The 11,750-nt window shown below is 40.7% G+C and carries 11 protein-coding genes and 1 pseudogene; 10 read left to right on the top strand and 2 right to left on the bottom strand.

Annotated elements, in window-relative coordinates; genetic code table 11:
* Positions 1–260: 260 nt before the first annotated feature.
* Both ACQKCG_RS12715 and ACQKCG_RS12710 read left to right on the top strand, forming a co-directional pair.
* Positions 261–485: a helix-turn-helix domain-containing protein gene (locus ACQKCG_RS12715; protein ID WP_025652654.1), complete on the top strand. Its 225-nt coding sequence runs from the start codon at positions 261–263 to the stop codon at positions 483–485.
* A gap of 156 nt (positions 486–641) precedes the next feature.
* Positions 642–917 carry a hypothetical protein gene (locus ACQKCG_RS12710; protein WP_101204329.1) on the top strand — a complete coding sequence of 92 codons (276 nt, stop codon included), beginning with the start codon at positions 642–644 and terminating at the stop codon, positions 915–917.
* A gap of 188 nt (positions 918–1,105) precedes the next feature.
* Here the strand turns inward: ACQKCG_RS12710 and ACQKCG_RS12705 are convergent, their stop codons facing one another.
* Positions 1,106–2,062, bottom strand: a complete 957-nt coding sequence (locus ACQKCG_RS12705) for a hypothetical protein (protein WP_101204328.1) — start codon at positions 2,060–2,062, stop codon at positions 1,106–1,108.
* 25 nt (positions 2,063–2,087) lie between these two features.
* Positions 2,088–4,736 (bottom strand): MobA/MobL family protein, encoded by a 2,649-nt coding sequence (locus tag ACQKCG_RS12700; RefSeq protein ID WP_157822714.1) that lies wholly within the window; start codon positions 4,734–4,736, stop codon positions 2,088–2,090.
* Between the two features lie 262 nt (positions 4,737–4,998).
* On the opposite strand from ACQKCG_RS12700, the gene ACQKCG_RS12695 reads away from it, so the two are divergent.
* The 8 genes and pseudogenes from ACQKCG_RS12695 to ACQKCG_RS12660 all read left to right on the top strand — a co-directional run bounded on the left by ACQKCG_RS12695 (position 4,999) and on the right by ACQKCG_RS12660 (position 11,409).
* Positions 4,999–5,340 (top strand): hypothetical protein, encoded by a 342-nt coding sequence (locus ACQKCG_RS12695; RefSeq protein WP_101204326.1) that lies wholly within the window; start codon positions 4,999–5,001, stop codon positions 5,338–5,340.
* A gap of 198 nt (positions 5,341–5,538) precedes the next feature.
* Positions 5,539–5,709: a hypothetical protein gene (locus tag ACQKCG_RS12690; RefSeq protein ID WP_157822713.1), complete on the top strand. Its 171-nt coding sequence runs from the start codon at positions 5,539–5,541 to the stop codon at positions 5,707–5,709.
* A 329-nt stretch (positions 5,710–6,038) separates the two neighbouring features.
* Positions 6,039–6,992 carry a replication initiation protein gene (locus ACQKCG_RS12685; RefSeq protein WP_220455961.1) on the top strand — a complete coding sequence of 318 codons (954 nt, stop codon included), beginning with the start codon at positions 6,039–6,041 and terminating at the stop codon, positions 6,990–6,992.
* Positions 6,993–7,076: 84 nt separating this feature from the next.
* Complete coding sequence (locus ACQKCG_RS12680) at positions 7,077–7,292, top strand: type II toxin-antitoxin system RelB/DinJ family antitoxin (protein ID WP_045448298.1); 216 nt, start codon at positions 7,077–7,079, stop codon at positions 7,290–7,292.
* 8 nt (positions 7,293–7,300) lie between these two features.
* Positions 7,301–7,587, top strand: a pseudogene (locus ACQKCG_RS12675) (BrnT family toxin).
* Positions 7,574–7,870 (top strand): hypothetical protein, encoded by a 297-nt coding sequence (locus tag ACQKCG_RS12670; protein WP_227522864.1) that lies wholly within the window; start codon positions 7,574–7,576, stop codon positions 7,868–7,870. Before ACQKCG_RS12675 ends, ACQKCG_RS12670 begins: the two are co-directional and overlap by 14 nt.
* A gap of 135 nt (positions 7,871–8,005) precedes the next feature.
* A complete protein-coding gene (locus tag ACQKCG_RS12665; RefSeq protein WP_101204323.1) occupies positions 8,006–8,974 on the top strand; it encodes a DNA-binding protein in 969 nt (322 codons plus the stop codon).
* Positions 8,975–10,482: 1,508 nt separating this feature from the next.
* A complete protein-coding gene (locus ACQKCG_RS12660; RefSeq protein ID WP_058025953.1) occupies positions 10,483–11,409 on the top strand; it encodes a cation diffusion facilitator family transporter in 927 nt (308 codons plus the stop codon).
* Positions 11,410–11,750: the final 341 nt, after the last annotated feature.

Genomic DNA, 11,750 nt, shown 5'->3' with positions numbered 1-11,750 from the left:
TAAGTATAACTAAAAATGTACGTCACATCACTACTAATAGCAATACTTCATAGTAAAAATAGCATCGCCTTTTCTAACTAGCGCATATCCATCATGATAGACGTCCTGTATCAAAGACAGCATAATAAACTGCCTACTACTAGGTAAATTGCCGCTATTGGATATCAATTTGAGCTACTAAAAGGAATACTTTAGCCGCTCATATTCGTTATAATCCGCTCACCAATCAAAAACCACTAATCGTTAATGAGGAAACCATTATGGTGAAGTGTCACTTATCGACCATCATGGGCGAAAGACGCCTTAAAATTGCCGATGTCGCAAGAGATACTGGTATCAATCGTGGCACCATTACTCGCATGTATCATGAAGAAGCCACCCGAGTTGATCTAGATGTCATCGAGTCTTTATGCACGTATCTTAGAATCAATGTTGGTGATTTATATGAAATCATAAATGAGGACAGCAGTGAATCACCTGAGTGAACACCTTCGCTCATAAGACATTATCACCTTTAAAAGTATAAAAAGACCTATAGAAGGTCATTTTCTCTTGCAATAGATTAAAATATAGGTATAATTTGACCTGTAGTAAGTCATTTTATCCATTATTTATACACAATAATCTACAGGAGAATACCAATGAATAACAATCTATCTCGGCTCAACAGCTGCGCTTGGTTTAGTGAACAGACTAAAAATTTAGCCTCTAAGCTGTTATTCAGCTTACAAGTACAGCAAGGCGTACAACTGGCATCATTACTTGGTGTTGACGCTATTCTTTATAATGATGAAGCGATTTATGTCTGGGTGCAACGACAGATAGATGACGGTCTTATGATTGATGATTATGCGTTAAGTACCCTTGAAACTGCTTTTATAGAGTTGGTCACAGCTCATACTGACCAAGCAGCCTAGTCACTTTAGCTTATATTTACAGACTTCTTGTTTAACAAGAAACAATAACCCTTAAAGCCAGATAAAGTGTCATTATCTGGCTTTTTAATATAGACAAAGATAACGACAATCAAACAAGCCTTTTTTCAGTCTTATATGTTTCAGAAGACGCACTTTTGGGCAATATAGCTCGCTATTACCATACGTCTTTACTCAGTCGGCTTTGCACGCGGCACCCCAGCTATTTTATAATAAACAAAGCCTCTCTCATCTCTCAAAACACTCTTACTGTCTGCTCTAACGCACCAGCTGATTGCATCAGGCTGCTCTTTATTAACATCACAAGCCAAAATAAACTGCGCACTTTGAGCATTATTAAAGGCCTGTTTCCAACCCGTTTCAAGCTCATCGATGCCGCGCTGTAGCTCTGCTTGCTGGTATTTCATCTCTGCAATCTCATCAAAGCTTGGCACATACCAAAATACCAGGGCCACCAAACTTATTATCACAGCCATCGTACCCGCTGCGACAGCGGCTGCAATCCTTTTAATACTCATAGTCTCAATGGACTTATGAATTTTGTCCAAGTCTTTACTAGCTCTACCCTCGACCTGCTCAATCCGCGTTTTGGTGGTGGTCTCAAAGGTCTCAATATCTTCAATAATCTGCTTATGACCAGCTTGGTACTGATTGGTGAATAGGGCTAGATTGTCAGCGCTTGCGCCAAGCTTGTCAGCCACCGCTTGCATGGTACTGATTTGTACCTCTATGCTATCGTTTTTAGCAGTGACGACCGACTCTACAGCCGTATCAATCTGCTGTTTCATATCGGTGATGATGCCCGCTATTTTGTCATCATAACGACGCGGCATCTCATTGTCAGTAAAAGCAGTCACTGCCGCTTGTAGCTGCTTTAACACGAGTTCTTGATACTGGCTCAATGCCTGCGAAGTCGTGCTTGCGCTACTACCTAATTCTTCAATGGCAGAAGACACCTCATTCACCTTGCTATCAATACCGCTAAGCGAACGCTCAAGCCGCCTCGCTACCGCATCATCGGCTCGCTTAATCAGCTCACGCAAGGCCCCAATGACCGGAGTCAATGAAGTCACTAGGTTAACAAGTTGATCGTGTATGTCTTGCTCATTGCTATTGTCTTTATTCATGGGGTACTCATTATTATAATGCCGCCTAAAATGGGCGTGGTGAGGAGTAGCGGCGTGTTTGTGCTTGTTCATGCGCTTGGATGGCGTTCTTCGTTTTTTGCAGGTGATCTGTCACAGTTTGTGTGAGCGTTGCCCCATCTATGGTGATAGCAGGAACGTGCTCAAAGCGCTCATTGATTTTCGTTAACACCTCGACCTTATCTTGATTGTCAGGCAAGCGCTCAAGCTGTTGCCATAGCGTCGTTGCTGCCTTCTGCACCTGCGTTGCAATTTTTTTAGCATCGGTGTCTCGTAAACTTTTTTGTAGTGTCGTAAAGCTGTCAGTGTGTTTTAGAGTAGTGAATATAAATGCTTGTGCGGCAACCGCCTCAGCCGCGTTGATCACTTCGATCGGTGCATCAACGGCCTTAAAATCAAGGGTATTAACGCGGTTACGCACCCGTACCACTAAATTGTCAAATCGATCTCGATATGCTTTGGTCTCATTGATTCGCTGACGCTTAAGAGATGCCTGCTGCCGCCTCTGTTTTAAGGTTTCTCGCCGCCTGATCAAAGCCTCCTCTCGTGCGCGCTCAGCCTCTTTCTTAAGCTTTGCTTGCTCATGCGCTTTGTTGAGCTGATATTGCAGCGCCATAGTACGGCTGCGCCAGTCCTCAAGCCGATCTGCATTCAATTGAGTAGTCTTGGTACTTATGATTTCATCGTATAAATCATCATCTTGCACGATCACCGCCTCACTTTGATCCAGTAAGGCGATACGCTGCTCATAAAACGGTGATAAGCGCTGATAAGTCTTTTTACTGGTATTAATTTGCTGCTTTAACTGTTTGATGTCTTCATTATTGGTGGTCTTAAACGCTTTAACATCAGCGGCCAATGCCGTCAAACGAGTGTCAGCATCCGCGTCTATCTCTACCGCTTTTAACGTACTGAGCGCCTCACGTTCTTTTTCAAGGTACTTAAAGCGCTCAACGTCCAGATCTGCAAATGCAGCAAACTTATGATAAGTATCCATGTTATTGGTGATATCTATCTCTTGTAGATCCGCAAACGCTTGATCCCACTGTAAGGATAAGTCGGATTTTTCAATATCAATCTCATCAAGAGCTTTAAAGCCAGTCGCCAGTTTATTCAGCTTTGCGGCAAAGGGTTTTAGCGTGGCCTTCAACCCTTTGTAGTCAGCAATGACTTCATTATTAAGCGGGATCAGCTTTTCTAGCATCGCTTTATTATTCAGCACTATTTTATCAATCTGTGACAGTTGCTTCTCAAGACTTGTAACGGCGCGGCCTGTTTGTAGGGTATCATCTTGTCTAAACTCCTCAACCAACACTAAAGCCGTCTTTAGTGCCTCACTTTGCTCTTTTGTGCTTATCTGCCTGGCAAGCTCAATCATTTTTTGGCGGGGGTCACTAAAATCCTGTCCCACCTCCTCGGTGAACCGCTGGGTACTCTTAATGTTTTTATCAATGGTAATAATCTGTTTAGACTGGTGCGCTAACTCTTCATGCAGCGCATCAATGGTTGAAAATAAGGCGCTGCGTACCATCTTTTTTTGACTCACAAAGTCGGCTGAGATTGCTAAAAGCTCATCAAGTGCGTGATCATTGGCCGCATCACTATGCGTCTGACTGTTACTTTTAGGGATAGCGGGTTCAAGTTCAACGGCAGGATCTACAAATCGGATATTACTGAGCTCAATTCGCGCAAAGGGTTTACGCTTTTTATAATGTATTGTGACGCCGTTAACCTCTTGTTCATTGCTTTCTAGGTCAATACGTCCCTTGTCGTCGTACTCAATTACTAAACCATTTTTTTCAATGTAAGCATTGATCTCATCAATCGTCTCGTTGTATTCGTGAATCACTGAACGATTGCCTTTGAGAATATCCTTATATAGTGATTTACCCAGTTTCATTTTTGGCAAACGATTGATGCCCAGCTCACGGTAGGATTTCTCACTAATGGTTTTATTCTTAGGCAGTAGCTCATTGGCCATATCCGCCCAAAGGGTGCGTTGATATTTAAGCTCATCGCCGCGTCCGTTTAACCCCTTAGATAACCGCTCCTCCGTTGACCACTGCAACCAATTCTTGCGTGCTGATAAAGCATAACCCTCAACATCCGCTACTATCTCACGGCTTGAGAGTAAAATATGGGCATGAAAGTTACGACTGGTCAGCTCAACCACTTCAACCTCCCCCACATGTTTCTCGTGACTGTGGGGCCGATGAATGGCCACATCGACAAGCACGTTATAGCGATCAGATAAGGTTTGAGCGTAGCGCTCGGCCAGAACTATACGCTGATCCGCGGTGATCCCATCAGGAAACATCACATCAATCTCAGTACCCAATTGCGCGTTTTTACGAGTCTCAATGCGTTCGATATCATTCCAAAAACCCTCACGTGTCACTGCTAGATCCCCAGCAAGAGTTGGCGTTATCAACGCCGTATGCACCACATTTTTCTCAACAACTTGCGTGTATTTAGTACCATCACTGTCCACTAAATTTAAGATTTTGTCTTTAGCTTTACTGGTGTAATCGTGGACGACTCCTGACTGTTCATCAACCAGTTTTGAGCCAGAATTATAAGCCGACTTTGCCACCACGCTATGATTTTTCGCCTTACTAACGGCGCTAACCGACAAATGAAACCCTTTATTATTCATAGCAAAAAAACCGAACATTGAGAGATGATTTTTTGGGGGTTGTAGGGGGTTCGCCCCCTGCCGAACGACGGAGTTTATGTAAAAAAATAGCGCCCCTTGTGGGCCTTTTTTATATAAACTCCTAAGTTCGCTCTTAACAGAGGGTTAAAATACTACTGCGCCCACGAAACGATGTGGTCTTGTGTATTTTACTACCTTGCATCCCTATGTGTACACTGCTAGGATCAACTCTATCATAGTTGGCTAAAAAAAGGATGAGGTAATGTCAGTAATATCAGATGATTTATTCGCAAATAAGATTAAGCAATTACAGGCTCTTAAAAAAGAGATTGATCAGGACAGGCTTGAAGCACATAAAATATTGGGGGAGTGGTTGGCCAACGCATTAGACGATGATGATAATCATGAACTGCAAGCTATTTTTTTAGACGCACACGATAATGAAAAATATGTCCGTTTGAAAAAGCACCGTGAGTTTTTAAAGTCAATTGCTCATAAGATGCAAGGTGAAGCTAAGGAAACACCAAGCAGCTTTACACCACCTAAAAACAGTCAGGACAGTGACCACGGTTCATTGCTTGATATTTATTCATCATCACAGTAGCTACTCGAAATCGCCTAATTGAAGGTACAGCTGGATCGTCTACTAATTAGCGAAAGGTTAGGAGACGGTTATCGGCTGTTTTAAGCGTTTTAAAATGGTTTTAGCTACCATCATATCGGAAAGAGCGTAAAACGCATATAAGAGTATTTTTTATGCGTTTTAGCAATGCTTTAAGATGTGTTTACAGAGGTGTCGATAATGACTATTGAAAATGAAGACGAGTTATCTACAAAAAATGAGACTGATACTGAGAGTATGAAAACAGCGTTGGACAGAATTACAGATGAAGACATTCAAAATATCTTTGACCGTGCTTTTGAAGATCTTCAAAGATCTAAGCTTGATCCGAACCATGCGAACGTGGAATAACATTAAGTAAATGGACAATTGCATTCTGAGCTACTGATCAGTTTTACAAGTGATTGGTCGATCAAATTATCATCTTAAATCCGTCGGTTTTTTGGTTTTTTCCTTATTATTTAAAATAAAAATATATTTTTTACTTTTAAAAACTTTTAAAGACTTTTAGACAGTCTGTAAGCTTTGCTATTAAAGGGTTACGCACTCTATTATGCTACTTTTATCCCGCATTATGCTACTTTTATCCCGCATTATGCTACTTTTATCCCGTTTAAATGCTACTTTTATCCCGCATTATGCTAGTATCTTAAAGTAACTAGCATAATGAGGTTGTCATAATGAATGATGTCGAGCTATACGAAAAAAAATATCCTGAAAAATGGATTGTTATGCAGAATAAAATTACTCAAGCTTTTAGAGAGATGTCTATTGATGAGAAGCGCATCATTATTCTAGCGAGCCCATTGGTTAGGGTTAATAATGCTACTGAAAAAACACCGATAGAGGTTGCGTCTTCTGAATTTGCTAAGCTTAGCGGAATAGATAGAAACTCGGCTTATAAGCAAATGAAATCAGCTAGCAAAAAATTAATGAAGCGTACATTCATTTATGAGGATAAGGATGGTGATGATACAGAGGTTCAATGGCTAATCAGGTCGAAATATGCAGATGGCTATATATCGATGCATTTTACAGATGAGGTAATATACTTACTTCAGGTTTTTGATAAGTTCAACCCTTACACTAAATATTTAAAAGAAGATATCTTAAACCTCAAATTGACTTACTCGTTAGACCTTTACCATCTAGCAAAAAAGTCTGAGGGGAAGGGTGGTTTTTCTATGACTTTAGATCAATATAGGCAAGAACTTGGCACGCCTAAGTCGTATGAGCGCATCAACAATTTGAAAGAGAATGCAGTTGATGGGCCCATAAAAGAAATTAATCAGAAAACCGACATCAAAATCACCTATGAAAACATCAAACGTGGGCGCACAGTTACAGGTTTGACATTCACCGTCAAGGCCAAGCCAACTAAGAAAAAAGGACAGGAGGGCCTAAATCAGAATAATGAGGATAGAGATATCCCACCTCTAACCGTTAAGCAAATTGATCGTTTTGCCCCTTTGTTGGCTAACTACTCACCGTTTGGTAGTTACGCACCATCAGGTAAAAGCACTCAAGAAGTTATTAGTTGGTTACACACTCAATTAAGAGATGAGGCTTTTTTAAAGACCCACAAAAAGCACTTACTGGCGATAGGCTATACGTTCCCTAAGCAGAAATCATAGCAAAGAAAAAAAGAGTAATTGAGCTAGCGTAGCCTATACAAATGGCTTATATTATATGTACATAAATAAGCCAAAAGTGATGTTATGACGACAACTAATTATAATATTAGGCTCGATCAAGAGCTAAAAGAAAATGCTTTTTCGGTATTTGAAAGCTATGGATTAACACCGTCTCAAGCGATCAAATTATTTTTGACCCAAGTGGCGCAAACCAATAAAGTGCCACTATCTTTTGAGTATCAGAAAGTAGCAGCTGTCAGTCAAGATGAATTGCCAATCTATAAAGAGCATACTGATTGAGAGAAAAGATGAGTATTAGATTTGAATGGGATGAACAAAAAAACATCACCAATCAGTGCAAACACCGTTTATCATTTGAGGCAGCTACCCGGGTTTTTTAGATTCTTTATGCCTGCGTCAGCAAGACAGGTATGAAAATGGTGAGGAGCGGTGGCAGGCGCTGGGTACAATAGACGGCATAGCAGTCTTATTAGTAGCCCATACGCAGACAGACATAGATGGTGGCGAGGTTATACGCATTATCTCTGCTAGGCGTGCCACAAAGAGTGAAAGGAGACAGTATGAACAAAGTTAGCTATCACATAGACGAGTTACCGCCACTAACCGCCAAGCAGCAAGCAGATTTAGAGCATTTAGCCACGCTTAGCGATGACGACATTGATCTATCCGACATTCCAGAAGCCACCGACTGGTCAGGTGCTATCCGTGGCAGTATCAGAACGCAAGCGTCCTCTACGGAACCCAGTGTCATCAGCCCAAGCATCCTTGCTAAGTTTAAGGATAGAGCCAAGCAAACAGGTGGTGACTATCAAGAAATGATCAATAATGCGCTAGAAGAGTACTTAACTGATCACTAGCCATAATTTAACGACCATAGCCTCAAGATTACTTGAGGTTTTTTTACATCTTGCATTGTAGTATGTTGTATGTTGTATTATACTATATACATATAATACAACATATCTACTCATACAAAGTTAAGGACAATTATCATGGCCATCACTACCCCACAGATTCATGCCACTGCTGAGCAGCTACAAGAGCAGGGTATTAAGCCTACCCTAGCCGAAGTGCGTAAGGCGCTAGGTGGTGGTTCATTTACGACCATCAGTGAAGCCATGAAGTCTTGGCGTCAGGATAATCAAGAAGAAGAGCAGCTAAGACAGGTTGAGCTGCCAAGTGGCATTGCTGAGCGCTTACAGTCGCTTGGTGCGGATATGTGGCAAACGGCTATTGATATCGCCAATGATCGGTTGGTGAAAGAGCGTGAAGCCCTAGAGAGCATTAAGACCAAGGCACAAGCTGAGACAGACGAGGCGCAAGAGGCGGTTAAGACCCTAGAGAGTGAGCAAGCTGATCTGTTAGGGCAGCTCGATGAGGTCACAGCAACCGCAGAGGCAGCCGCTATCACCGCAGCTCAAGTGACTGCTGAACGTGACACGCTGATACAGACACTCAGTGATACTCAGCACGCGCTTGAGCTTGAACGAGCTAAGACAGATGCAGCCCAAGCTCAACTTGCAGATCTGCGCCATACCCTTGATCAGCAGTCAAAAGAGTTAAATGCCAACCTATCAAAAGTGGCCACGCTTGAAGCCACTGCTAGTAGCGATAAAGCAGAAATTGCACGTCTACAAACAGAACTGACAGTGACTAAGGGTGAGCTAAAGACAGTCACCACTGAACGCAATGAGATAGCGACTGATACGGCAGAAGTCAAAGGAGAGTTAAAGGCCATAGTCGCTGAGCGTAACAAGCTATCAGGACTCAACGATCAGCTGACCCAAACACAGGCTAAGCTTGAAGCTGAGCATAGCGTACTGAATAAGCAGTATAGCGAGCTATCAAGCCATCACCTATCGGAGCAAGAACAAGTGACTCTGTTACAAGATCAACTTAAGAAAGCACAAGATGCTCTGATACTTATTCAAAACAAAGATAATGCTTTGGATGCTGATTAAATAAAAGTATTCGAGGTTTCAGTTTAATTAGAATTTCAAGATAAAGAACAGTTATGAGTGTGAAAGATACTTTGCCCAAGACATAGATCTCGTTCTATTCACACTAAGCTTATGAATCAACCATGACAATATCGACTCACTGAATAAGTGATTGTTGTATATTAACTATTCTAAATTTTTCTCTGGACTCTTATAGTATATAGCCGAGTGGGCTATATACTACTTAAGTTAGCCTAAGTGAATTTATGCTGATTTTGGAGCCTTGAGCAGATTTCAAGGAACACTCACCCTAAAGCGTTTATGAGTAAAAAAATACTCACAAACGCTTTAGTGCATTCCTTGGATTTGATGTGATTAGTCATGCCGACTTCATCGCCCATCGCGTCATCAAGACCGTATCACTGTATCAAGCTACGGTTGTTAAGATTACGGCTGATAGCACCGCCTAGACACGCTCTTAACCGCTACTGTGCTGTCATACGCTAGCAAGGGCCTAAACCCAATATACCGCTACGATATGCACAAGTAACCACTCATTGCGTTGCTCTGATCCTTTGTCTAGTCACCCCTGTAGGGAGCTCACCCTTATGTCAAACGCAGTCGTCACCGAGGCCTGCCACCCATTTGACGGGTAACGGGTACAGAGAGAGCAGCACGAAAATGTAACGAGCGAACAAGCAGTTTTTAAAATGTATAGTGAATAAAGTTGATATGAAAGCAAATTTTGGATAAAATGCACCTACACGGGCATTTAATGCTGTTCAAATAACGCAGTTCAGGTGCTTATTTGTTCGTTACAGTGTGCGTCAACACGCTGTAACCGTTAGCTATATTTAAAACTAAATGCCTCTGGGAGTCAACTCCCAGAGGCATTTTTTTGTTTGTCATATAGATTGGGTTTTTATTATCTACTTTTTCATTAGATTGCTTAGGCTTTTTTTGTCGTCATTTAGCGTAGGTATTTCAATCATTTTGAAGTTAGCACTTAGTACATCCTCACAAGACGTTAAGTTTCTGACAATACTGGGATAGTTTACTATGAAGACCGGCTTAGTCGTCAGATGCAAGGTTTTACACGCGCTGTTAAGAAGCGGTAAATCATCTTTCTGAGAGAATACGATAATGAAAAGACAAACCTACACTCCTGAGATTAAAGAACGCGCCGTTCGTATGCTGATTGAAGCATTAAACGATTACACCTTTATGTGGTCATGTCATAAAAAGCACACTAATGAAACTATACTAACCAACATTCAAGACTAAGCTACACATACTAAAGAGCTTGAACATGAGAACAAGAAGCTTACGTAAGCCAGTTAGATTACAGTAAAATCCGCTTTTTTCGCCCAAGGAGAGATAGGACACACAATCAAGTTGTGGCTCAGTTTATTGATAAAAATAAGTGGGTCTACGGTATTAGAGCAATATTGACTGTGCAATATAGAAAATATGCAATAAACTTATTTTCTACCTTTAATAAAATGCAGCAACCTAAACAAGGGTAAATTATGAGTAATTCAGATAACCACAGTCATCAAGCTCCAGACCCTAAAAATATGAATAAAGCTTTTTATATTGGGATTGGTCTAAATTCTGCATTTACGCTCATCGAGTTTATAGTGGGCTATTCAACTAATTCATTAGCTTTAATCGCAGACGCTAGCCACAACTTAAGTGATGTTGCCAGTTTAATAATCTCGTTAATTGGAATGAAATTAGCACAGAAAGCATCTACTACGCTTTATACCTATGGCTACAAAAAAGCTTCTATAATGGCGTCTCTTATTAACGCCATATTGTTAGTTACAATCGTTATAGGTATTGCGTATGAGGCCTTGGGTCGATTTGATACGATACCGGAAGTTGCAGGAAAAGTTATTATTATTACAGCTCTAATAGGTGTATTTATAAATACTGTTTCTGCTTTTGCATTCTACAAAGGTCAAAAAGACGATATTAATATCAAAGGTGCTTTCTTGCATCTAATGGTAGATGCATTGGTCTCTGTAGGTGTCGTTATCTCGGGCATTATTATTTACTATACAAGTTGGAATATCGTTGATCCTCTAGTTAGCTTGATTATTTCAGTCGTTATACTGTTATCGACTTGGGGTCTACTAAAAGAGAGTATCAAGCTTGCTATCGACGGAGTACCTCAAAATGTTGATCTCAGTAAAATCACTGCTATCTTAGAGAGCTATAATTTTATTCAAAACTTTCATCATTTACATATCTGGGCTTTGAGTACCACTGAGAATGCTCTTACAGTTCATATTGTACCGAAGACCGATATAACGTTTGAAGAGACTATTACTATGAAAGAAAACATCAAGGAAGATTTGGCGCATCAGAATATACAACATGCAACTATTGAATTTGGTACTAAGGCAGATGACAATCAAAAATCGCGTGCATTAAATGAAAGTATCAACTAAAAGATGATAGACCGTATATAGCTATCTCTTTTTAAGTATGAGGCGCGTGCCTTATGTCAACATAATTTTTTCAATCAGTTCTTATGTGATCAATAGTTTAAAACTTTTATATTTACGTGCGTTAGGACGTTACCTAGAAAAAATAAAAAACTTACGCTGATTAAATTATTATGATTAAGTTTACTATTACCCTCGTCTTCTAAGTGTGGTTAGACCTTTGCCAAAATAGCTTAGTAGTAATAACAGGGTTATTATTATCAAGATAGGATAATTTCCCATAAGCATAAAGGGCGTGTTACCAACCCGTGCCTGTATCTCACCACGTAGTACAGTACGCTCAA

The sequence above is a fragment of the Psychrobacter sp. NPDC078929 genome, assembly GCF_050267985.1.
GTDB lineage: Bacteria > Pseudomonadota > Gammaproteobacteria > Pseudomonadales > Moraxellaceae > Psychrobacter.
The sequence above is the reverse complement of the archived record's forward strand: the minus strand, read 5'-3'. Positions and strand labels throughout refer to the sequence as shown.